Origin of the sequence: Acidovorax sp. JHL-9 (genome assembly GCF_000426205.1) — a bacterium.
Classification (GTDB): Bacteria; Pseudomonadota; Gammaproteobacteria; order Burkholderiales; family Burkholderiaceae_C; genus Acidovorax; species Acidovorax soli.
This window is the reverse complement of the sequence record NZ_AUEX01000012.1, coordinates 107,497-130,942: the sequence shown is the minus strand read 5'-3', so window position 1 is coordinate 130,942 and position 23,446 is coordinate 107,497. Positions and strand designations below refer to the sequence as shown.

Below are 23,446 nucleotides of genomic sequence, written 5' to 3'. Positions count from 1 at the left end.
AAGGATCTGCAGTACATCCGGATCAATGGGACGGTGGTGGGTGGGTTGATTGGGGTGGTGCTGTTTGGGGTGTCGCATGCGGGGGAGGTTTGGCGGGCGTTGTTTTGAACTTTTGGGGGCGTGCGGTTTTTGTTTGCTGAGGGCGGAGGCCGGGTCTTGGCCCGGCGGCCGACTCACTTTCTTTTGCTTCGCCAAAAGAAAGTAAGCAAAGAAAAGGCGACCCACAGTCTGCGACCCCTTCGCGTTGCTACGGGGCAAACCTGCATCGGGGCGGTTGCGGGGTGCGCCGTGGAACTCGCTTTGCGCTGCGCGCGCCGCTCGGACAGCCACGGCGAGTCAGTTGACGAGGCATGCGCGCACTGGCGCGCCTGCTCCCCCCGCCACCGCCCCGCCGCAGGCGCAGCCAGATGGTGTGGGAAAAGAACATCCAAACAACCTACGGGCCATCGCTGCGCTCGGCACCCTCTCGCGGGCGCAAGCGCCACGCGCTGCGCAGCCCGGGCCAAGCGCAGCGATGGCCCGAAGGGATGTTCGCTCGGGTTCCCTTCAGGATGCGCCGAGGAGCGCAGCGGCCAGCGGATCAGGGCTCGCGATTGTCTGAGCGCAGCGAGTTCGAGCGAGACCCCGCTGGACGCGAGCACCGCAGGTTGCCCGTAGCGCAGCGCAGGGACGCTGCCTGTAGGGTCGCCTTTCTTTGGCTTACTTTTCTTTGGCGAAGCAAAGAAAAGTGAGTCGGCCGCCGGGCCGAGACCCGGCCTCCACCCTCAATCAAGGCACACCACAAACTATCAAACCAATCGCTACCAGCGCTTGCTGGATAAGCGCTGAAGGCCAATTCCGTTCAAAACCCCCGTCTTGCCTTCAAAACCTCGGCAACTCCGGATGCCTGATCTGCCCCCCCCGCACCAGCATCTTCCCGTACTCCGCACACCGGTTCAGCGTAGGAATCACCTTGCCCGGGTTCAGCAACCCCGCCGGGTCGAACGCATGCTTGAGCCCCAGCATCTGCGCGTTTTCCTCGGCAGAGAACTGCACGCACATGCTGTTGAGCTTTTCCACGCCCACGCCATGCTCGCCCGTCACGGTGCCGCCCATGGCCACGCTGGTCTCCAGGATGTCCGCGCCAAACAGCTCGCAGCGGTGCAGCTGGTCGGCATCGTTCGCATCGAACAGGATCAGCGGGTGCAGGTTGCCATCGCCCGCGTGGAACACGTTGGCACAGCGCAGCTGGTATTTCTTCTCCATGGCCTGGATGGCCAGCAGGATGTCGGCCAGGCGCTTGCGCGGGATGGTCGAGTCCATGCACATGTAGTCGGGGCTGATGCGGCCGCTGGCGGGGAAGGCGTTCTTGCGGCCGCTCCAGAAGCGCAGGCGTTCGGCCTCGTCGCGGCTCACACTGATGGCGGTGGCGCCCGCAGCGCGCAGCACCTCGCTCATGCGGCCGATTTCTTCCTCCACCTCTTCGGGCGTGCCGTCGCTTTCGCACAGCAGGATGGCTTCGGCCGTCAGGTCGTAGCCGGCGTGCACAAAGTCCTCGACGGCGGCGGTCATGGGCTTGTCCATCATCTCCAGGCCGGCGGGGATGATGCCGGCGGCGATCACGGCGGCCACCGCATCGCCCGCCTTGCGCACGTCGTCAAAGCTGGCCATGATGCAGCGCGCCAGCTGGGGCTTGGGGATCAGGCGCACCGTCACTTCGGTGGTCACTGCCAGCATGCCCTCGCTGCCGATCACCGCGGCCAGCAGGTCGTAGCCGGGGGCGTCCAGCGCCTCGCTGCCAAACTCCACCGGCTCGCCCTCCACCGTGAAGCCCTTGACCTTGAGCACGTTGTGCACCGTGAGGCCGTACTTCAGGCAGTGCACGCCGCCCGAGTTCTCGGCCACGTTGCCGCCGATGGTGCAGGCGATCTGGCTGCTGGGGTCGGGCGCGTAGTACAGGCCATACGGCGCCGCCGCCTCGCTGATGGCCAGGTTGCGCACGCCACACTGCACCACGGCCGTGCGGCTTTCGGGGTTGATGTCGAGGATGCGGTTGAACTTGGCCAGCGACAGCGTCACGCCCAGCGCATGCGGCATGGCACCACCCGACAGGCCCGTGCCCGCACCGCGCGCCACCACGGGCACCTGCAGCCGGTGGCACACCTGCAGCACGGCCTGCACCTCGTCATAGGTTTCGGGCAGACACACCACCAGCGGGCGCTGGCGGTAGGCGGTGAGGCCGTCGCATTCATACGGTGTGGTGTCTTCGCTGTGCCAGAGCAGGGCGTGGGCGGGCACGGCGCGGCTCAGGGCCTGGACCACTTCGGCCTGGCGTGCGGCGCGTTCGGACAGGGCTGCGGTGGGGGCGGCGGCAGTGTTCATGGCTATCACTGTAGGGGATGGCTGGGTGCCTGGGCTTGAGCTTTTCTGCAGGGGATTGTGAAAAACACCGGATTGCTCATTAATTGATAGCTGCTGGCGCTTGTTGGAAAAGCGCTGGAGGCAAATTTTTGCCTGAACCTGATGGAGGAGGGCGCGGCTCGGTCGAGGGCAGCCGAGCAAGGGCCGCCCCGCAGCGAGGGCTGCGTCCCCCTTCCCGGCGCAGCCGAGAGAAGGGGGAAGGCGCCAAAGGCGACTCAGGGGGATGCCTCTACTACGCCATGGTTTTGCGCAGCCATTCGGCAAACGCCGCGCATTCCCACCGGTCCATGGTGCCGGTGCGCCAGCACAGGTAGTGGGCGTGGGGGCTGGCGGTGTCGGTGGCAAACAGGCGCACCAGCGTGCCGTTCTCCAGCCAGGGGGCGCCGAGCTTGAGGCGCACCAGTGCCACGCCCATGCCAGCGGCGGCGCCGTCGCACATCAGGCCGATGTCGTTGAACTGCGAGCCCTCGCTGGGCTCGGCCCAGTCGAGGCCCGTGGCGGCGAACCAGGTGCGCCAGGGCTCCAGCGGGCTGCGCAGCAGGGGCACGCCTTCCAGGTCTTCGGGCCGCTCGAACGGGCCGTGTTCGCGCACGAAGGCGGGGGATGCGAGGGGCGTGACCACGTCACGGGCCAGCTCCACATGCTCCACGTCGGCATAGTGGCCGGGGCCAAAGCGCACCATCAGGTCGGCGTCTTCGGCCACCACGTCCAGGAGCGGGATGGACACCTGCAGCGCCAGGTCGATCTCGGGGTAGGCCTCGGTGAACTGCCGCAGGCGCGGGATGAGGATGGTGCGCGCAAACGTGGGTGTCACGGCCAGCTTGAGCCGCCGGCGCCCTGGCGCGGCGGCCTGGCCTGGAAAGCGCTGCAGCGCGCCCAGGCCTTCGCGCACATGGGCCAGGTAGGCGCTGCCCTCGGTGGTCAGCGAAAAGTCGGCCCGGCCGAACAGCCGCACGCCCAGGATCTGCTCGAGCTGCTTGACGCGGTGGCTCACGGCGCTGGGCGTCACGCACAGCTCGTCGGCCGTCTGCGTCACGCTGCGCAGCCGGGCCAGCGCCTCGAAGGTGAGCAGGCACTGGATGGGCGGAATGCGCCGTGCGGCGCTGCTGAGGAAAGAGGACGGGGCTGCCGTGGCCATGGGACGGAACGGTTTAGCGGAAGATCACCGTCTTGTGACCGTTCAGGATCACGCGGTGCTCGCTGTGCCACTTCACGGCGCGGGCCAGCACCTGGCTTTCGGTGTCGCGGCCCCGGGCTGTCAGGTCTTCCACCGTGTCGGTATGGTCGGCACGGGCTACATCCTGCTCGATGATGGGGCCTTCGTCCAGGTCGGCCGTCACGTAGTGGGCGGTGGCGCCGATGAGTTTCACGCCCCGGTCATGCGCCTGGTAGTAGGGCTTGGCGCCCTTGAAGCTGGGCAGGAAGCTGTGGTGGATGTTGATGGCCCGACCCGCCAACTTTTGGCACAGGTCAAGAGAAAGGATCTGCATGTAACGGGCCAGCACCACCAGCTCGGCCCCTTCGGCCTCGATGATCTCCAGCTGCTTGGCCTCGGCCTGGGCCTTGGTGGCGGCAGTCACCGGGATGTGGTGGAACGGCACGTTGTAGCTGGCCGCGAGCTGGTAGAAGTCGCGGTGGTTGCTGATGATGGCGCGGATGTCGATGGGCAGCAGGCCACTCTTCCAGCGGAACAGCAGATCGTTGAGGCAATGGCCTTCCTTGCTGACCAGGAGCACGGTTTTCATGGGCGTGGCCGTGGCATGCAGGGTCCAGCGCATCTGGTGGGGCTCTGCAAAGCTGGCCAGACGCGCCTTGAGGGTGGCGTGGTCGTGCTGGTCGCAGGCGAACTGCACGCGCATGAAGAACAGGCCGGTGGCGTGGTCGTTGTACTGAGCGGCTTCTTCGATGTTGCCGCCGTGCTCCAGCAGGAAGCCCGAGACAGCATGCACCAGCCCCAGGCGATCGGGGCAGGACAGGGTAAGAATATAGGCGTTGGTCATAGCTGCCACATTGTCGCAGCTAGGCCAGCAGGTGATGGAGGAATGCGATGCATGCGCCATCCGGTGGGCATGGCGCTGGTGATCTGCGGCGTCGGCGCGAACTGGGCCTGCGGGTGCTGGCCGAGGGCGCCGAAACGGCCGAGCAACTGGCATTTTTGCGCGAGCGCGGCTGCGACAGCTTCCCGGGCTGCCACTGCAGTCGCCCGGTTCCGGCCGAGGCGCTTGCCACCCTGGTGCGGGCCCCACAGACGGGGGTGAGCGCCAGCGGGGCCGACGGCTTTTCCTGCCGGCGTGTCGGTGGGGATTACTTGGGCGGGCGCAACACGGCGCACGCGTCCTGCGGCGGCAGCGGCGCGGTGGTGATGGCGATGTCTACTCCTGTTTTTGAAGCTGCTAGCGCCGGATCCGTATGCGCTGACAGCACTTTGGATGTCAAACTGCTCGGCCAGTGGGTGGGAATGCCCCGGTGGCGCAGCACATGCTCGCCGCCGGCCACCAGCAGCACGGTCTGGCCTGGGCGTACCGCCTCCTGTGCCGTGCGGGCCAGGCTGGCGTCGCGCGCGACCTGGATGCGGGCCATGGCCGGCAGGCGCGCGGCGGGCAGCAGGCCGCAATGGCCGTCCTGCAGCGCATTGAGCAGTTGCTGGCGGGCGGCGGCAGGCAGGTGGCTGTCCCAGCGGGTGTCCTGCAGGGCCGCGGCCATGGCGCTGCGCGGCAGGTTGCCCCCCAGCACAGGCACACCGGCACGTACGGCGGCCATGACCACGGGGCCATAGGTGGACCAGGGCCAGGCGGCGTCGTGCCACTGCAGGGCCGCCTGTACCTTCTCGTCGGTGGCATCCTGTGGCAGCGCTGTGGTGCTGTGGCCGCGCTCGGCCATTTCCAGCACCAGGGCCGCCAGCCGGCCGCGCGCTGCCAGCCACAGCACCGTGTCGCGCTGCAGCCGCTGGTGGTCGGGGGCGTCATGCTGCTCGCCGAGCAGCAGTATGTCGGTGGGCGTGGCGCCTTCCAGCGGCGCCGGCCACAAGGTGCCAGGCACCACGGCAGGGGAACTGGCGCAACCGGCGAGGGCCAGGGCGGCGAAAGCGGCTCCCAGAGGCCGCAAAAGGCGGGAAAACGTGGACGGCATGGCGCCATGCTACGCATCTTCAACTTGATTTACGTCAAGACAAGACCTGTCCACCCTTCCTACACTGCGCCCATGCGCACCAAGTCCCCGCTGACCTTCAAACTGCTGGCCATGGGCGGGGGCTTTCTGCTGGTGGCGCTGGCTTCCATCGGCTTGACGCTGTGGGTGACCTGGAAACTCGAAGGCGGCGCGGCGGCCGTCAACGAGGCCGGGCGCTTGCGCATGAACATGCTGCGCATGGTGCTGGTGCAGCAGACGGCGTCCCCCGAAGAGGTGCAAAGGCAGGCGCGGCAGTTCGACGCCAGCCTGGAGTTGCTGCGCACGGGCGATCCCTCGCGCCCCCTGTTCGTGCCCTGGGGGGAGGACACGCGGACACGCTTTGAACGCATCCGCAACACCTGGTTGGGCTTGCGCACCGAGTGGTCCCTGGGCTTGCCGCCGGACCGTGCCCGGTCCCTGGCCCAGGCCGACCGCTTTGTGCAGCAGGTGGACGGTTTCGTCGAAGCCATAGAAATCCAGATCGCGGGCTGGACGGCCGCGTTGCATGTCTTTCAGCTCTTCATGATGGCCGTGGCGATTGCCGCCGCGGTGACCTTCATGGCGGTGAGCTACCTGTTGGTGATCAACCCGCTGGCGCAATTGCAGCAGGCGCTGGGGCGCTTGCGCCAGGGGGAGTGGGGAGTGCGGCTGCCCCTGGGGGATGAGGACGAATTTGGCCAGCTTTCGGCGGGCTTCAACCTGATGGCCCATGCCTTGCAGGTTTCGCACGAGGACCTCGAGCAAAAGGTGCGCGAGAAGACCGCCAGCATCGCCGTGCAGAACCAGCGCCTGGCGGCGCTTTACGAGGTCAGCGCGCTGGCTTCCACGGCGACCGCCCTGGAAGCGCTGGCGCAAGGCTTTGTGCAGCAGATCCGCCGGGTGGCGGGCGCCGATGCGGCCGCAGTGCGCTGGTCCGACGAGGCCAACGAGCGCTATGTGCTGCTGGCCGGTGACGGCATGCCGCACGCCATGACCGAAAAGGAGCATTGCCTGCACACGGGCACCTGCATGTGCGGCCAGCCGCAGAACCAGGCACATACCCGTGTCATACCGATAATCGCATCCACCCCGCTGGTGTTTCCGCATTGCCGCGATGCCGGCTACCAGACCCTGGTGGCCATACCGGTACAGATGCAGCAGCGGGTGCTCGGAGAGGTCAATCTGTTTTTCCGCCCGTCGGTGGCGCTGACGGATGAAGTGCGTGATCTTCTGGAAGCCATGACGCGCCATCTGGCCAGCGCCATGGAGAGCTTGCGCGCCACGGCCCTGGAGCGCGAGGCCGCCGTGGCGCAGGAGCGCAGCCTGCTGGCGCGCGAGCTGCACGACTCGATTGCCCAGTCGCTGGCTTTCCTCAAGATCCAGACGCAGCTGCTGCGCGATGCCGTGGCCAAGGGCGATATCGTGGCGCGGGACCGCAGCATGGGCGAGCTCGATGTGGGCGTGCGCGAGTGCTATGCCGATGTGCGCGAATTGCTGGTGCACTTTCGCACACGTACCAGCGAAGAAGACATCGAGACGGCACTGCGCTCGACCCTTTCCAAGTTCGAGCATCAGACCGGCATCGCCACTGCGCTCACCATGGCGGGCCATGGCCTGCCCCTGCCGCCCGATGTGCAGATCCAGGTCCTGCACATGGTGCAGGAAGCCCTGTCGAACGTGCGCAAGCACGCGGGCGCGACCCGGGTGGAGTTGCGCGTGCAACGGCATCCCCGCTGGCGCTTCGAAGTGCAGGACAACGGGGTGGGGTTTGATGTTCGGGCGGTGCCGCCCGACTCCATGCATGTCGGTCTGGGCATCATGCGCGAGCGCGCGCAGCGCATTGGCGCGGCGGTGCAGGTCGAGTCGTCTGCCGGTGCGGGCACGCGCGTGTGCATCGAGCTTCCCACCCTGTCCGCAGCGCAGGAGCCGCGCGAGCTGCCCATGCTGCCTGTTGCCCGTTTCGTTCACTGATGCCTATGCCCAATCTGCCGCCCGTGACCTTGCTCGTCGTGGACGACCACAACCTGTTTCGCCGAGGCTTGGTGGCCTTGCTGGGGCAGGATCCTCGCCTGCAGGTGGTGGGCGAGGCGGGCGATGCTGCGCAGGCGATGCGCCTGGCCCCCGCCCTGCGCCCGGACGTGATCCTGCTCGACAACCATTTGCCCGGGGTGACGGGGGTGGATGCCATCCAGGGGCTGCGTGAAGTGTCTCCGGCCTCCCGCGTGCTCATGCTCACCGTGAGCGAAGATTCACAGGATCTGGCCACCGCGCTGCGCAACGGTGCGCAGGGGTATCTGCTCAAGACCATCGACGGCGATCTGCTGGCGCAGGCCATTCACCGCGCTGCCGCCGGAGAGCCCGTGGTCAGCCCCGAGTTGATGGGCAAGCTGGTGGCCGCCTTTCAGTCGCAGGGGGCGCCGCAGGCGAATGGCGCTCTTGCATCGTCCCTGTCCGGCAAGGCGCCGGCGGCGGAGCAGTCAGGCACACCCCTCTCGCCGCGCGAGGAAGACGTGCTGCGCGAGATTGCACGGGGCGCCAGCAACAAGGAAATCGCCCGGGCGCTGGACATCGCCGAAACCACCGTCAAGATCCATGTGCAGCACATCCTGCGCAAACTGGGACTGAGCTCGCGCGTGCAGGCCGCCGTGTACGCCTCTGACCGCCAGCGGTAGCGGCAAGCCTCGACATCCCTGTTCCAGCGGATTAGTCCTTTCGAACGATGGGGCGTCGATCCACTCCTCCTTTTGCCGTGCTGACCCGTCCTGAAGAGGGATAGGCAAAACCCTGCCTTCGCGGGACCATGCATGCCATACGGGAAACAGAGGGAACAACCCATGGCAAACGCAGCACTTTCGGCGGACGACAGTCCGCAACGCACCCGGCAGGCTTGGTCCGTGCTTTTGGTCAGCACGCTCGCCTTCACCGTCTGCTTCATGGTGTGGATGATGTTCGGGGTGATCGGCATTCCCATCAAGAAAATGCTGAACCTGAGCGCCACGCAGTTCGGCCTGCTCACGGCCATGCCGGTGCTCACCGGCTCGCTGGTGCGGGTGCCGCTGGGCATCTGGACCGACCGGTTTGGCGGGCGGATTGTCATGGCGGTGCTCATGGCACTGACGGTGCCGGCCATCTGGCTCATGAGCTATGCCACCGAGTACTGGCATTTCCTCGTGATCGGCCTGTTTGTGGGCCTGGCGGGTGGTTCGTTTTCGGTGGGCACGCCCTATGTGGCGCGCTGGTTTCCCAGGAGTCGGCAGGGCATGGCGATGGGGGTGTATGGGGCGGGAAATTCGGGCGCGGCCGTGAACAAGTTCGTGGCCCCGGTGCTGCTGGTGGCCTTCGGCTGGACCATGGTGCCGCAGGTGTACGCCGCCATCATGCTCGGCACGCTGGTGCTGTTCTGGCTGTTCAGCCACAGCGACCCGACCCACCTGGTGCCCAGCAACGTCAAGTTCACCGACCAGCTCAGGGCGCTGAAGGATCCCAAGGTCATCAAGTACTGCCAGTACTACAGCATCGTGTTTGGCGGCTATGTGGCGCTGTCGCTGTGGATGGTGCAGTACTACGTGGGGGAATACGGCCTGGACATCCGCGTGGCAGCGCTGCTGGCGGCCTGCTTCTCGCTGCCGGGCGGTGTGCTGCGCGCCATTGGCGGCGTGCTCAGTGACAGGTACGGTGCCCACAGCGTCACCTGGTGGGTGATGTGGGTGAGCTGGATCTGCCTGTTCCTGCTGAGCTATCCACAGACCGATTTCACCATCCTCACGGTCAACGGACCCACCACGTTCCACCTCGGCCTGAATGTCTATGCGTTCACGGCGCTGATGGGGGTGCTGGGCGTGGCGTTCGCCTTCGGCAAGGCCAGCGTCTTCAAGTACATCAGCGACGACTATCCGAAAAACATCGGTGCCATCAGCGGGATTGTGGGACTGGCGGGTGGCCTTGGTGGCTTCGTCCTGCCCATCATGTTCGGCGCCCTGATGGACTTCACCGGCGTCCGCTCCAGTGCGTTCATGCTGATGTATGGCGTGGTCTGGGTCTCGCTGATCTGGATGTATTTCACCGAGGTGCGCCGCACTCCCGTCATGGGCTCGCAGGACGCCAAGGCACCTGCGGTTGCCCGCTGATTTTTCTCAAGGAACCTCACCATGTCTGCCACCACCACCAGCGGGCGCCAGGGGCGCCTGCTCACTCTCTGGACGCCGGAGGACAAGTCCTTCTGGGAGCGCGAGGGCGAGGCCGTCGCCAAGCTCAATCTCTGGATCTCGGTGCCCGCGCTGTTTCTGGCCTTTGCCATCTGGCAGGTCTGGAGCGTGGTGGCCGTGAGCCTGCCGGGCCTGGGCTTCAAGTATTCGACCAACCAGCTGTTCTGGCTGGCGGCAGCGCCCGCGCTGTCGGGCGCCACGCTGCGCATCTTCTACTCGTTCATGGTGCCGCTCGTGGGTGGCCGCCGCTGGACGGCGATCTCCACCGCATCGCTGCTGATTCCCGCCATCGGCATCGGCTTTGCCGTGCAGGACAACACCACGGCCTACCCCACCATGCTCATCCTGGCGCTGCTGTGCGGCCTGGGTGGTGGCAACTTCAGCTCCAGCATGGCCAACATCAGCTTCTTCTTTCCGAAGGAGCGCAAGGGTTCGGCCCTGGGCGTGAATGCCGGCCTGGGGAACCTGGGCGTTTCGGTGGTGCAGTTCCTGAGCCCGCTGGTCGTGACGGCCGGCATCTTCGGCATCTTTGGTGGCGAAGGCCAGACCATCGTGAAGAACGGCCAGACCGTGCAGGTCTGGACGCAGAACGCCGCCTTCATCTGGGTGCCATGGATCGCCATCACGGCGCTGGCCGCCTGGTTCGGCATGAACGACATTGCCGATGCCCGTGCCTCGTTCGCCGCGCAGGCCGCCATCTTCAAGCGCAAGCACAACTGGCTGATGTGCGTGCTGTACCTCGGCACCTTCGGCTCGTTCATTGGCTACGCCGCAGGCTTTCCGCTGCTCATCAAGAGCCAGTTCCCCGGCGTGAATCCGCTGGCCTATGCCTGGCTGGGCCCGCTGGTGGGCGCGGTGATCCGCCCCTTTGGCGGCTGGCTGGCCGACAAGCTGGGCGGCGCGCGCGTCACGCTGTGGAACTTCATCGTCATGGCGGTGGCCGTGATGGGTGTGACGGTGTTCCTGCCCTCGGCGGGCAACGAGGGCCAGTTTGCCGGCTTCTTCGTGTGTTTCCTGGTGCTGTTCCTCACCACCGGCATCGGCAACGGCTCCACCTTCCGCATGATTCCCGTGATTTTCCTGACCGAAGCCATGCGGGGTGTGGACAAGAACGACGCTGCCGCCGTGGCCAACGCCAACAAGGAAGGCAACACCCTGGGCGCCGCCACGCTGGGTTTCACCGCTGCCATGGCCGCCTACGGCGGGTTCTTCATTCCCAAGAGCTATGGCAGCTCGATTGCCCTGACCGGCGCGCCCAACGCTGCGCTGTGGTGCTTTGCTGTCTTCTACGCCATCTGCATCGTAGTCACCTGGTGGTACTACGCGCGCAAGCACGCCGAGATGCCTTGCTGATGGCTGCCTGAGCCATCTGCAATCCCCCCCATAGAACAAGGAGCCCCCGATGAGCCATTTTCTGGATCGACTCACGTACTTCTCGCAACCCCGCGAAACCTTTGCCCAAGGCCATGGCCAGACCAACGGTGAGGACCGCACCTGGGAAGACGCCTACCGCGACCGCTGGGCGCACGACAAGATCGTGCGCTCCACCCACGGCGTGAACTGCACGGGCTCCTGCTCGTGGAAGATCTACGTCAAGGGCGGCATCGTGACCTGGGAAACCCAGCAGACCGACTACCCCCGCACCCGCCCTGATCTGCCCAACCACGAGCCCCGTGGCTGCGCACGCGGCGCCAGCTACAGCTGGTACCTGTACAGCGCCAACCGCGTGAAGTACCCCATGGTGCGCGGCCGCCTGCTCAAGCACTGGCGTGCCGCCATCGCGCTGGCCAAGAGCCCGGTTGACGCCTGGGCCAGCATCGTCGAGAACAATGCCGCGCGCAGCGAATGGCAAAAGCAGCGTGGCCTGGGCGGCTTCGTGCGCAGCACTTGGGAAGAAGTCAACCAGATGATTGCCGCGGCCAACGTCTACACCATCAAGAAGCACGGCCCTGACCGCATCATCGGCTTCTCGCCCATCCCCGCGATGTCGATGATTTCGTACGCCGCTGGCTCGCGCTACCTGAGCCTGATCGGCGGCGTGTGCATGAGCTTCTACGACTGGTACTGCGACCTGCCACCCTCCAGCCCGCAGGTGTGGGGCGAGCAGACCGACGTGCCCGAGTCGGCCGACTGGTACAACAGCTCGTACATCATTGCCTGGGGTTCCAACGTGCCCCAGACGCGCACGCCCGATGCGCACTTCCTGACCGAGGTGCGCTACAAGGGCACCAAGGTCGTGGCCATCACCCCTGACTACTCCGAGGTGGCCAAGCTGGGCGATCTGTGGATGCACCCCAAGCAGGGCACCGATGCCGCCGTGGCCATGGCCATGGGCCATGTGATCCTCAAGGAGTTCTACTTCAAGGACGGCGGCAAGGGCCGCAGCACCTACTTTGACGACTATGCGCGCCGCTACACCGACCTGCCGCTGCTGGTCGTGTTGAAGGAAAAGACGCTGCCCGATGGCCGCACGGTGATGGTGCCGGACCGCTATGTGCGCGCCAGCGACTTCCCCGGCCAGCTCGACCAGTCGAACAACCCCGACTGGAAGACCGTCGGCTACGACGAGCTGGGCCAGGTCACGCTGCCCAATGGCTCCATCGGCTTCCGCTGGGGCGCCGATGGCCGTGCGGACCAGGGCCTGTGGAACCTGGAGAACAAGGAAGCGCGCACCGGCAACACCGTCAAGCTCAAGCTCTCGGTGATCGAGGATGGTGCGCAGGCCCACGACGTGGCCACCGTGGCCTTCCCGTACTTTGGCGGCGTGCAGACGCCCAATTTCACGGCCAACGAACAAGGCAGCGACGTGATGGTGCGCCCCGTGCCCGTGACGCACCTGGAACTGTCCGGCCACGAGGCCCAAGGCAAGGTGATGGTCGCCACGGTGTTCGACCTGCTGGCCGCCAACTACGGTATCGACCGTGGCCTGCCCGGTGAAGAGCCCGGTGGCAGCTACGACGCCGACCGCCCCTACACCCCTGCCTGGCAGGAAAAGATCACCGGCGTTCCGCGCGACCAGATCATCACCGTGGCGCGCCAGTTCGCCGATAACGCCGACAAGACGCATGGCAAGTCCATGGTCATCATCGGTGCGGCCATGAACCACTGGTACCACAGCGACATGAACTACCGCGGCATCATCAACATGCTGATGCTGTGCGGCTGTATCGGCCAGAGCGGCGGCGGCTGGGCGCACTACGTGGGCCAGGAAAAGCTGCGCCCACAGACCGGCTGGACGGCCCTGGCCTTTGCGCTGGACTGGATCCGCCCACCCCGCCAGATGAACAGCACGAGCTTCTTCTACGCCCACACCGACCAGTGGCGCTACGAGAAGCTGGGCATGGAGGAAATCCTCTCGCCCCTGGCCGACAAGAAGGCTTATCACGGCGCCCAGATCGACTACAACGTGCGCGCCGAGCGCATGGGTTGGCTGCCGTCGGCACCCCAGCTCAAGACCAGCCCGCTGCAGGTGGCCAAGGACGCCGCTGCGAAGGGCATGGACGCCAAGGACTATGTGGTGCAGTCGCTGAAGAACGGCAGCCTGCAGATGAGCTGCGAGGACCCGGACCACCCCGACAACTGGCCGCGCAACATGTTCGTGTGGCGCTCCAACATCCTGGGCTCGTCGGGCAAGGGGCATGAGTACTTCCTCAAGCACCTGCTGGGTACCACGCACGGCGTGCAGGGCAAGGACCTGGGCCAGGACGAAGCCAAGCCCGAGGAAGTGCAGTGGCACGCCAAGGCCCCCGAAGGCAAGCTGGACCTGCTGGTCACGCTGGACTTCCGCATGAGCACGACCTGCCTGTACTCCGACATCGTTCTGCCCACGGCCACCTGGTACGAGAAGAACGACCTCAACACCAGCGACATGCACCCCTTCATCCACCCGCTGTCCACCGCGGTGGACCCGGCCTGGCAGGCCAAGAGCGATTGGGAGATCTACAAGGGCTTCGCCAAGGCCGTGAGCGAGGTCAGCGTGGGCCACCTGGGCGTCGAGAAGGACGTGGTACTCACTCCCATCATGCACGACACGGCCGGCGAAATGGCCCAGCCCTATGGCGTGCGTGACTGGAAGAAGGGCGAGTGCGAACTCATCCCCGGCAAGACTGCGCCGCAGGTCACGGTGGTCGAGCGCGACTACCCCAACCTCTACAAGCGCTTCACCGCCCTGGGCCCGTTGATGGACAAGGCCGGCAACGGCGGCAAGGGCATTGGCTGGAACACGCAGACCGAAGTCGGCCAGCTCGGCGACCTGAACGGCCGCGTGAAGGAGGAGGGCGTGACGCAGGGCATGCCGCGCATCGTGAGCGACATCGACGCCACCGAAGTGGTGATGATGCTGGCCCCCGAGACCAACGGCCATGTGGCCTGCAAGGCCTGGGAAGCCCTGGGCAAGCAGACGGGACGCGACCACGTGCACCTGGCGCTGCACCGCGAGGACGAGAAGATCCGTTTCCGCGACATCCAGGCACAGCCGCGCAAGATCATCTCTTCGCCCACCTGGTCGGGCCTGGAGAGCGAGAAGGTCAGCTACAACGCCGGCTACACCAACGTGCACGAGTACATCCCATGGCGCACCCTCACGGGCCGCCAGCAGTTCTACCAGGACCATCCCTGGATGCGCGATTTCGGCGAAGGCTTTGTGAGCTACCGTCCACCGGTGCATCTGAAGACGCTGCATGAAGTCGAGGGCAAGAAGCCCAACGGCAACAAGGAAATCCAGCTGAACTTCATCACGCCGCACCAGAAGTGGGGCATCCACAGCACGTACAGCGACAACCTGATGATGCTCACGCTGAACCGGGGCGGCTCGGTGGTGTGGCTGAGCGAAGACGACGCGAAGAGCGCCGGCATCGTGGACAACGACTGGGTCGAACTCTTCAACGCCAACGGTGCCATCGCGGCCCGCGCGGTGGTGAGCCAGCGCGTGAACCCCGGCATGGTGATGATGTACCACTCGCAAGAGAAGATCATCAACACGCCCGGCTCCGAGATCACCGGCACCCGCGGCGGTATCCACAACTCGGTCACGCGCATCGTGCTCAAGCCCACCCACATGATTGGCGGCTACGCCCAGTACAGCTACGGCTTCAACTACTACGGAACCATCGGCACCAACCGCGACGAGTTCGTGCTGGTGCGCAAGATGGACCGCGTGGACTGGCTGGAAGACGAAGTGTCCGACACCGGCGCGCACGCCTGAAGCCGAAGACAAGGAGAAACACGATGAAAATTCGCGCACAAATCGGCATGGTGCTGAACCTGGACAAGTGCATCGGTTGCCACACCTGTTCCGTCACCTGCAAGAACGTCTGGACCAGCCGCCCCGGCGTGGAATACGCCTGGTTCAACAACGTCGAGACCAAGCCCGGCATTGGCTACCCCAAGGAATGGGAAAACCAGGACCGCTGGAACGGTGGCTGGGTACGCAGCCCCGACGGCTCCATTGCGCCCCGCCAGGGCGGCAAGTGGAAGCTGCTCATGCGCATCTTCGCCAACCCCAACCTGCCGCAGATCGACGACTACTACGAGCCCTTCACGTTCGACTACGACCACCTGCAGGCCGCGCCCGAAAGCAAGGCCGCACCCACGGCCCGCCCGCGCAGCCTGATCACCGGTCAGCGCATGGAGAAGATCGAGTGGGGGCCGAACTGGGAAGAAATCCTGGGCGGCGAGTTCAGCCGCCGCAGCCAGGACAAGAACTTCGACGATGTGCAAAAGGACATCTACGGCCAGTTCGAAAACACCTTCATGATGTACCTGCCGCGCCTGTGCGAGCACTGCCTGAACCCGGCGTGCGTGGCATCGTGCCCCTCGGGCTCGATCTACAAGCGCGAGGAAGACGGCATCGTGCTGATCGACCAGGACAAGTGCCGCGGCTGGCGCATGTGCGTGAGCGGCTGCCCCTACAAGAAGATCTACTACAACTGGCAGTCGGGCAAGGCCGAGAAGTGCATCTTCTGCTACCCGCGCATCGAGGCGGGACAGCCGACGGTGTGCTCGGAAACCTGCGTGGGCCGCATCCGCTACCTGGGTGTGCTGCTGTATGACGCAGACCGCATCCAGGAAGCTGCCAGCGTGGAGCGCGACCGCGACCTGTACCAGGCGCAGCTCGACATCTTCCTGGACCCGAACGATCCGGACGTGATCAAGCAGGCGCGCATCGACGGCATCCCCGACAGCTGGATGGAGGCCGCCCGCAACAGCCCCGTCTACAAGATGGCCGTGGACTGGAAGGTGGCCCTGCCGCTGCACCCCGAGTACCGCACGCTGCCCATGGTGTGGTACGTGCCGCCCCTGTCGCCCATCACGGCCGCGGCCAATGCGGGCCATGTGGGCGTGAATGGCGAGATTCCGGATGTGTCGCAGCTGCGCATTCCCGTGCAGTACCTGGCGAACCTGCTCACCGCCGGCGACACCGGCCCCGTGGTGCGGGCGCTCGAGCGCATGCTGGCCATGCGCACCTACCAGCGCGACAAGCACGTGGAGCAGCGCCAGAACCTGGCCGTGCTCAAGCAGGCAGGCCTGTCGATGGCCGAAGTCGAGGAGATGTACCAGGTGATGGCGATTGCCAACTACGAGGACCGCTTCGTGATTCCGTCGGCCCACCGCGAGTACGCCGAGAACGCGTTCGACATCCGCGGCGGCTGCGGCTTCTCGTTCGGCAACGGCTGCTCGGACGGCGCGACGGAAGTCAGCATGTTCGGCGGCAAGAAGCCCCGCACCATCCCGATCAAAGCGACTGTTTGAGTGCGACGGAAGGAATCACCATGTTCAAGAAGAACCCGACCTCCGTGCGCCTGACCCTGCGCGCCCTGGGCTACCTGCTGAGCTACCCCGATGCGCAGCTGCGCAGCGTGATGCCGCAGCTCATCGATGCGCTGCAACTGGAGCAGGCCCTGAACACCGAGCGCATGGCCGAAATCGAAGCCGTGTGCCAGCACCTCGCCGCGCTGGACCCGCTGGAAGCCGAGGCCCGCTACGTGGACCACTTCGACCGGGGGCGCCAGACCTCGCTGCACCTGTTCGAGCATGTGCACGGCGACTCGCGCGACCGGGGCCCGGCGCTCATCGACCTGATGCAGACCTACGAAAAGGCCGGCCTGCAATTCGAGGCCGACGAACTGCCCGACCACCTGCCCGTGGTGCTGGAGTTCGCCTCCACCCAGCCACCCGAAGTAGCCAGGGAGTTTCTGGGCGAGATGGCCCACATCCTCAACGCGCTGTTCAGCGCGCTCGTGGCGCGCAACAGCCCCTACGCCAGCATCATTGCCGCGGTGCTCGAAGTCTCGGGCCAGCGTGTGCAGTCGGTCGCGCTGACGCCCGAGCCGCCGATGGACGAGGTCTGGGCCGAGCCTGAAGCGTTTGGCGGTTGCAGCACCCAGGGCCAGGCCAAGCCTGACCAGCCGCAACCTGTGCATTTTGTTCGTACCCCCCGCGCCGAGCGGGCACCAGAAGGAGTCTCCGTATGACCGCCTGGCTTGATACCCTGTTGTTTGGCATCTATCCCTATATTTGCCTCGCCGTTTTCTTCATCGGGAGCTGGGCGCGGTTTGATCGCGACCAGTACACCTGGAAGAGCGATTCGTCGCAGCTGCTGCGCACCGGCAGCCTGCGCTGGGGCAGCAACCTGTTCCACATCGGCGTGCTGTTCCTGTTCTTCGGGCACACGGTGGGCATGCTCACCCCGCACTTCTTGTACGAGGCATTCATCAGCGCGGGCAACAAGCAGCTGATGGCCATGGTGTCGGGCGGTATCGCCGGGCTCTTGGGCTTTGTGGGGGTTTCGATCCTGCTGCACCGCCGCTTGTCGGACCCGCGCATCCGCGCCACGTCGAAGACGAGCGACATCGTCCTGCTGCTGCTGCTGTGGTTGCAACTGGCCCTGGGCTTGGCCACGATCCCGCTGTCGGCCAAGCACCTGGATGGTTCCATGATGATGTTGCTGGCGGAATGGGCGCAGCGCATCGTGACCTTCCGCTCGGGCGGGGTGGAGCTGCTGGCAGACGCCGGCTGGATCTTCAAGGCGCACATGGCGCTGGGCATGAGCATCTTCCTGATCTTCCCGTTCACCCGCCTGGTGCATGTGTGGAGCGGCTTCGGCACGCTGGCCTATGTGCTGCGCCCCTACCAGGTGGTGCGTGCGCGCCGCCTGAATCTGCCCGCCGGCCACATGCAGTCGCAAGACCGCCGCGCCTGAAATCCACCGATTCCGAAGGAGCACCCCATGAGCGGATGTGGAACCGGGAGCTGCGGATGCGGCTCCACCGACAAAAGTGCAGCGGCAACAGCCAGCACGCTGACCCCCACGCAGACAGCGGCTTACGAGGCCCTGGCTGCGACGATGACCGATGTGCCCCTGCAGGCCGCGCAGGCGCCCGAGGTGGGTGCGGTGGTGGCCGAGGTGGCACGCGTCAATGGCGTGGCCCTCAATGCGCTGCACGAGTTGCTGGACGAAGAATCCCTGCGCCAGCGCGCCTGCACCGAGCTGCTGCGCCAGGCTGCGCAGCAGGCCGGGCTGCTGTCCACGAGCGATGCGCCAGGGGTCGAAGGCGCCATCAGCGTCCAGGCCTCCAACGCCATCGAGCAATTGCTGGAACGTGAGCTGCACATCCCCGACCCGTCGGAAGAAGCCTGCCGCCGCTACCACGAGGCCCACCCCGCTGCGCACGCCCAGGGCGAGCGCGCACAACTGCGCCATGTGCTGTTTGCCGTGACGCCGGGCGTGGACGTGAAGCAGCTGCGCCTGCGGGCCGAGGCCATGCTGATCGATTTGCGCTGTGCAGACGACGGTGGTGCCAAGTTCGCCGAGGCAGCCGCCCAGTGGTCCAACTGCCCCAGCGGCCAGCAGGGCGGTGACCTGGGCTGGCTGACCCGCGCCGACTGTGCCCCCGAGTTCGCCCGCGAGGTGTTTGGCAGTGCCGAGATCGGCGTGCTGGCCCGCCTGGTGCACAGCCGCTTTGGCCTGCATGTGGTGGAGGTGGTGGCCCGCGACCCGGGGCAACAGCCCTCATTCGAGGAAGTCCGCCAGGCCATCGCGCTCACCCTGCGCCAGCAGGCCTGGGTGAATGCCCTGCGCCAATACCTGCAGTTGCTGGCGGGCGCTGCCGTGGTGGAAGGCGTGGAGCTGGATGCGGCTGATTCGCCACTGGTGCAGTAACTGCATCGCGTTTCACCTGGTTGCTTATGCCCGACGAGCTGCTTGATCGCCTGCGCCGTTTTCACGACGACGCCTTCCCCCAGTACCGGGAACAGTTCCAGACGCTGGTGGATGAGGGGCAGCACCCCACGACCCTGTTCATCGGTTGCTCCGACTCGCGCCTGGTGCCCTATCTGCTGACCGGTGCGGGCCCGGGGGAGCTGTTTCTGGTGCGCAACGTGGGGGCGTTCATTCCACCTTATGACGGATCGCACGGCCACCATGGCACCACGGCGGCGATCGAGTTCGCCGTGCTCAACCTGCACGTGCACCGCATCGTGGTGTGTGGCCACAGTCACTGTGGGGCTATCAAGGCCATGTATGGTGAGGTTTCGCCCGAGGCGCCCAACCTGGACCGCTGGCTGGACCTGGGGCGTGAGGCTTTGCTGCCCATGCAGCCAGGCCCCGAGGTGCTGCGCCGCACGGAACAGCGGGCGGTGGTGCTGCAGTTGGAGCGGCTGATGGAATATCCTATGGTCCGTAGCCGAGTGCAGGCAGGCCAGATCAGCCTGCACGGCTGGCACTATGTGATCGAGGAGGGGGAAGTGCATGTGTTCGATGTCAAGACCGGGGGCTTCGTGCCCGCGTCGCTGGCGGACAACAGTGGTACGGGTCCGTACCACCCCTATGTGGAGCATGACGGGCAGGTTCTTTTGGACGAGCTTTGATTCCCTTCTTGATGGAACGCAAGGCCTGCAGGCGGCGAACACCAATCATTCCAAACCATGAAGCGCGAACCCAATCCCCCCATGAATGCCACCCCTTCCTTGCAGCCCATCAGCCTGGATGTGCTGCGCGAGAAATACCTCAAGCCTGGTGAAACCAGCGCGGAAGACCTCTACCGCCGTGTGGCCCGTGCCCTGGCCTCGGTAGAAGCGCCCGAGTTGCGCGAAAAGTACGAAGCCCTCTTTTGGGACAACCTGCATGCGGGCGCCATTGGCGCGGGCCGCATCATGAGTGCGGCCGGCACCGACATCCAGGCCACGCTGATCAACTGTTTCGTTCAACCCGTGGGCGATTGCATCCAGGGCGTGGACGACGAGGGCTTTCCTGGCATCTATGAAGCCCTGCGCGAAGCCGCCGAGACCATGCGCCGCGGCGGCGGCGTGGGCTATGACTTCTCGCGCATCCGGCCCAAGGGCGCCCAGGTCAAGGCCACGGCATCGGTGGCCTCGGGCCCCTGCAGTTACATGAACGTGTTCGACCAGTCGTGTTCCACCGTGGAAAGCGCGGGCGCGCGGCGCGGCGCGCAGATGGGGGTGCTGCGCATCGATCACCCCGATGTGCAGGAATTCATCACCGCCAAGCGCACGCCAGGGCGCTGGAACAATTTCAACGTGTCGGTGGGGGTGTCGGATGCCTTCATCGAAGCCGTGCAGCATGGCCAACCCTGGGAGCTGGTGCACCGTGCGCGCCCTGGCACCGCCGCCATGGCCCAGGGCGCCCACCAGCGCGCCGATGGCATGTGGGTCTATGCCACCGTGCAGGCCCGTGCGCTGTGGGACATCATCATGAAGTCGGCCTACGATTTTGCCGAACCGGGCATCCTGTTCCTCGACCACATCAACGAGGACAACAACCTCAATTACTGCGAAGACATCGCTGCCACCAACCCCTGCGGTGAGCAACCGCTGCCTTCCTATGGTTGCTGCGACCTCGGCCCCGTCATCCTGACCCGGTTCGTGCGCCATCCCTTCGGCTTTGACGGCCTGCCGTCGTTTGACTTCGACGCCTTCGAAAAAGTGGTGGCCCTGCAGGTGCGTGCGCTCGACAACGTGCTGGACGTGACCTTCTGGCCCCTGCCGCAGCAGCGTGACGAGGCCATGGCCAAGCGCCGCATCGGCGTGGGCTTTACCGGTATGGGCAACACGCTGGCCATGCTGTGCCTGCGCTACGACATGCAGGAAGGCCGCGCCATGGCGGCGCGCATTGCGCAATCGATGCGTGATGCGGCGTACCTGGCGTCGGTGGAGCTGGCCCGCGAAAAGGGCGCTTTCCCCAAGTTCGAGGCCGAGCCCTATCTCGCCGCCGGCACCTTCGCCAGCCGCCTGCCCGAGCCGATCAAGGACGCCATTCGCGCGCATGGCATCCGCAACAGCCACCTGCTCTCCATTGCCCCCACGGGCACCGTGAGCCTGGCTTTTGCCGACAACGCTTCCAACGGCATCGAGCCACCGTTCTCCTGGATGTACAAGCGCAAGAAGCGCGAGGCCGACGGCAGCACCAGCGAGTACTCGGTGGAAGACCACGCCTGGCGGCTGTACCGTGATCTGGGCGGTGACGTGGATGCCTTGCCCGACTATTTCATCTCGGCGCTGGCCATGCCGGCCGAGGGGCATATCGCCATGATGGAAGCCGTGCAACCCTTCGTGGACACGGCCATCTCCAAGACCGTGAACATCCCGGCCGACTACCCCTACGACGACTTCAAGGACCTGTACCTGCAGGCCTGGCGCGCCCGTCTGAAGGGGCTGGCCACCTACCGGCCCAACGCCATCCTGGGCTCGGTGCTCGAAACCCATGCGGCACCTGAGCCGGCGGCAGCGCCCGCCCCGGTGGCACCGTCCTTCGATCCCATGCGCTCGGTGATCGAGAGCCGGCCCAAGGGCGGCCTCTCGGCCGTGGCCGAGAAGGTGGAGTACTGGACGCAGGAAGGCCACAAGACGCTCTACCTCATCGTGTCGTTCCTGCCCGTGCCCACGGGCGTGGGCAACAGCACGGTGGACCGCGCCATCGAGTTCTTCATGCCGGTGGGCCAGAGCGGTGAGTCGCAGCAGTGGATCACTGCCAGCATGCGCCTGCTGTCCCTGGCGGCCCGGGGCGGTTTTCTGGAGCGGGCCCTGTCCGACATGCGCAAGGTGGCCTGGGACCGCGGCCCCGTGCGCCTGGGCACGCACCAGAAGGACGATGGCACCCGCGTGCCCATGTGGCATGACTCCGAGGTGGCGGCCATGGCCTATGCCATCCAGAACATCCTGGCGCGGCGCGTGACCGATCCGGTGCAGCAGCAGCTGCCGCTGGAAGAGCCTGCGCCGCAGGTCAGCGGCATGCCACCCGCCATGGCCGGCAAGAAATGCACCGAGTGCGGCGCGCATGCCGTGATCCGCAAGGACGGCTGCGACTATTGCACCCAGTGCGGCCACCTCGGAACCTGTGGGTGACCTCCCGGCCCGTCATTGCGGTGCGAGCGGTGTCGCGCAAGCCCTCGCCCGAGGCGCTGGCGCAGATGGACAAGCGCTGGCGTGTCCGTTACCTGATGCTGGCACCCCATCGCCTGGGCTTTTTTCTGGCCATGGTGGTGCTGGTGGCGTCGGGCCTGTGGTGGGCGCTGGTGCAGCTCGACCGGTCCACGGCCTGGCTGGGCCTTCACTATGCGGTGTCGCCCACGCTGGTGCATTCGGCCGGGATGGCGTTCGGCTTCATTCCGCTGTTCTTTTCGGGCTTCCTCTTCACCGCCGGTCCCAAATGGCTGGGGGTGGAGCCCCCGCTGGCGCAGGACCTGCGCGTGCCGCTGGTGTCGCAGGCGGCGGGCTGGCTGCTGTGGCTGGCGGGCGCGCACCTGCATGCCGGTCTGGCCTGGGCGGGGTTGGCGCTGGCCTGCGCCGGTCTGGTCTGGATGACCGTGCAGTTCTGGGGGCGCATCAGGCGCAGCCAGGCGCCGGACCAGCTCCATGCCCGTGTCATCGGCACGGCCTGCGTGGTGGGCTGCGCCAGCCTGGCAGGGCTGTGGCTGAGCCTGGTCCTTGAGGCCCACGCCGCAGCGCGGGCCTGGATTTTCACGGGGCTTTGGGGTTTTGTGGTGGTGGTCTACGTCACGGTGGCGCACCGCATGATTCCGTTTTTCACCTCCAGTGCCATGCCCATGGTGGAGGCCTGGCGCCCGTTCTGGGTGCTGTGGCTGATGCTGGCGGCGGCGGTGCTGCAGGTGCTGGCGGCGTGGCTGGAACTGGCGGGCGTGCCGTCCGGCGCGGCGGGCACGGCATGGCTGCTGGTGCATGGCACGCTGCAGCTGGCCGTGGGCGGTGTGCTGGTCTGGCTGGCCTGGGTATGGGGGCTGGTGCAAAGCCTGAAGAACAGGCTGCTGGCCATGCTGCACATCGGTTTTCTGTGGCTGGGCATTGCGTTTTTGCTGGGTGGGCTGTCGCAGTGGCTGGCGGGCACGCTGGGTATCGGGGCGCTGGGCCTGGGGGCCTTGCATGCGCTCACCATGGGCTGCCTCGCTTCGCTGATGCTGGCCATGGTCACGCGCGTGTCCTGCGGACACAGTGGCCGCGCCCTGGTGGCCGACCGCATTGCCTGGTCGCTCTTCTGGTGTTTGCAGGCGGCGACGGTGCTGCGCATCGCGGCAGCCGTGCCGGGCGTTGCCGGCCTGCCCTGGCCCTGGCTGCTGCCCTTGGCCGCCGGCCTGTGGGCCGCAACCATGGGCATCTGGGGGCTGCGGCTGGGCCGCTGGTACGGTTGTCTGCGTGCCGATGGGCGCCCAGGCTGAATCCAG

At 66.1% G+C, this 23,446-nt stretch carries 17 protein-coding genes; 13 read left to right on the top strand and 4 right to left on the bottom strand.

Annotated elements, in window-relative coordinates; genetic code table 11:
• A partial coding sequence (locus K225_RS21665; RefSeq protein ID WP_155885246.1) for a DUF445 family protein occupies nucleotides 1-108 on the top strand: 108 nt, incomplete at its 5' end.
• A 753-nt stretch (nucleotides 109-861) separates the two neighbouring features.
• On the opposite strand, the gene K225_RS0110040 is transcribed toward K225_RS21665, so the two are convergent.
• The 4 genes from K225_RS0110040 to K225_RS0110025 all read right to left on the bottom strand — a co-directional run bounded on the left by K225_RS0110040 (nucleotide 862) and on the right by K225_RS0110025 (nucleotide 5,529).
• Nucleotides 862-2,361, bottom strand: coding sequence for an FAD-linked oxidase C-terminal domain-containing protein (locus K225_RS0110040; RefSeq protein ID WP_026436282.1), 1,500 nt, complete (start codon nucleotides 2,359-2,361; stop codon nucleotides 862-864).
• 271 nt (nucleotides 2,362-2,632) lie between these two features.
• On the bottom strand, nucleotides 2,633-3,538 hold the full coding sequence (locus K225_RS0110035) for a LysR substrate-binding domain-containing protein (protein WP_026436281.1): 906 nt from the start codon (nucleotides 3,536-3,538) through the stop codon (nucleotides 2,633-2,635).
• A gap of 13 nt (nucleotides 3,539-3,551) precedes the next feature.
• Nucleotides 3,552-4,400 (bottom strand): formyltetrahydrofolate deformylase, encoded by an 849-nt coding sequence (purU, locus tag K225_RS0110030; RefSeq protein WP_026436280.1) that lies wholly within the window; start codon nucleotides 4,398-4,400, stop codon nucleotides 3,552-3,554.
• A gap of 304 nt (nucleotides 4,401-4,704) precedes the next feature.
• Nucleotides 4,705-5,529 (bottom strand): ChaN family lipoprotein, encoded by an 825-nt coding sequence (locus tag K225_RS0110025; RefSeq protein WP_026436279.1) that lies wholly within the window; start codon nucleotides 5,527-5,529, stop codon nucleotides 4,705-4,707.
• A gap of 72 nt (nucleotides 5,530-5,601) precedes the next feature.
• Between K225_RS0110025 and K225_RS0110020 the strand changes: the two genes are divergently transcribed.
• From K225_RS0110020 to K225_RS0109965, 12 genes are all read left to right on the top strand, one after another.
• Complete coding sequence (locus tag K225_RS0110020) at nucleotides 5,602-7,518, top strand: type IV pili methyl-accepting chemotaxis transducer N-terminal domain-containing protein (protein ID WP_026436278.1); 1,917 nt, start codon at nucleotides 5,602-5,604, stop codon at nucleotides 7,516-7,518.
• The gene (locus tag K225_RS0110015) at nucleotides 7,518-8,219 is read left to right on the top strand and encodes a response regulator (protein ID WP_202900041.1); all 702 of its coding nucleotides are present in this window, start codon (nucleotides 7,518-7,520) and stop codon (nucleotides 8,217-8,219) included. Before K225_RS0110020 ends, K225_RS0110015 begins: the two co-directional genes overlap by 1 nt.
• A gap of 162 nt (nucleotides 8,220-8,381) precedes the next feature.
• Nucleotides 8,382-9,674, top strand: coding sequence for a nitrate/nitrite transporter (locus tag K225_RS0110010; RefSeq protein ID WP_026436276.1), 1,293 nt, complete (start codon nucleotides 8,382-8,384; stop codon nucleotides 9,672-9,674).
• Nucleotides 9,675-9,695: 21 nt separating this feature from the next.
• On the top strand, nucleotides 9,696-11,105 hold the full coding sequence (locus K225_RS0110005; RefSeq protein WP_026436275.1) for a NarK family nitrate/nitrite MFS transporter: 1,410 nt from the start codon (nucleotides 9,696-9,698) through the stop codon (nucleotides 11,103-11,105).
• Nucleotides 11,106-11,154: 49 nt separating this feature from the next.
• On the top strand, nucleotides 11,155-14,955 hold the full coding sequence (locus K225_RS0110000) for a nitrate reductase subunit alpha (protein WP_026436274.1): 3,801 nt from the start codon (nucleotides 11,155-11,157) through the stop codon (nucleotides 14,953-14,955).
• Nucleotides 14,956-14,978: 23 nt separating this feature from the next.
• Nucleotides 14,979-16,502 carry a nitrate reductase subunit beta gene (gene narH, locus K225_RS0109995; protein WP_026436273.1) on the top strand — a complete coding sequence of 508 codons (1,524 nt, stop codon included), beginning with the start codon at nucleotides 14,979-14,981 and terminating at the stop codon, nucleotides 16,500-16,502.
• A gap of 20 nt (nucleotides 16,503-16,522) precedes the next feature.
• Nucleotides 16,523-17,224: a nitrate reductase molybdenum cofactor assembly chaperone gene (gene narJ, locus K225_RS0109990; RefSeq protein WP_026436272.1), complete on the top strand. Its 702-nt coding sequence runs from the start codon at nucleotides 16,523-16,525 to the stop codon at nucleotides 17,222-17,224.
• Complete coding sequence (narI, locus tag K225_RS0109985) at nucleotides 17,221-17,952, top strand: respiratory nitrate reductase subunit gamma (protein ID WP_026436271.1); 732 nt, start codon at nucleotides 17,221-17,223, stop codon at nucleotides 17,950-17,952. The genes narJ and narI overlap by 4 nt, the downstream gene beginning before the upstream one ends.
• 27 nt (nucleotides 17,953-17,979) lie before the next feature.
• Nucleotides 17,980-18,912 (top strand): peptidylprolyl isomerase, encoded by a 933-nt coding sequence (locus K225_RS0109980; protein ID WP_202900040.1) that lies wholly within the window; start codon nucleotides 17,980-17,982, stop codon nucleotides 18,910-18,912.
• A gap of 26 nt (nucleotides 18,913-18,938) precedes the next feature.
• The gene (locus K225_RS0109975) at nucleotides 18,939-19,619 is read left to right on the top strand and encodes a carbonic anhydrase (RefSeq protein ID WP_026436269.1); all 681 of its coding nucleotides are present in this window, start codon (nucleotides 18,939-18,941) and stop codon (nucleotides 19,617-19,619) included.
• Between the two features lie 57 nt (nucleotides 19,620-19,676).
• Nucleotides 19,677-22,112 (top strand): adenosylcobalamin-dependent ribonucleoside-diphosphate reductase, encoded by a 2,436-nt coding sequence (locus tag K225_RS0109970; protein ID WP_026436268.1) that lies wholly within the window; start codon nucleotides 19,677-19,679, stop codon nucleotides 22,110-22,112.
• Nucleotides 22,109-23,440 (top strand): NnrS family protein, encoded by a 1,332-nt coding sequence (locus K225_RS0109965; RefSeq protein ID WP_238323215.1) that lies wholly within the window; start codon nucleotides 22,109-22,111, stop codon nucleotides 23,438-23,440. Before K225_RS0109970 ends, K225_RS0109965 begins: the two co-directional genes overlap by 4 nt.
• Nucleotides 23,441-23,446: the final 6 nt, after the last annotated feature.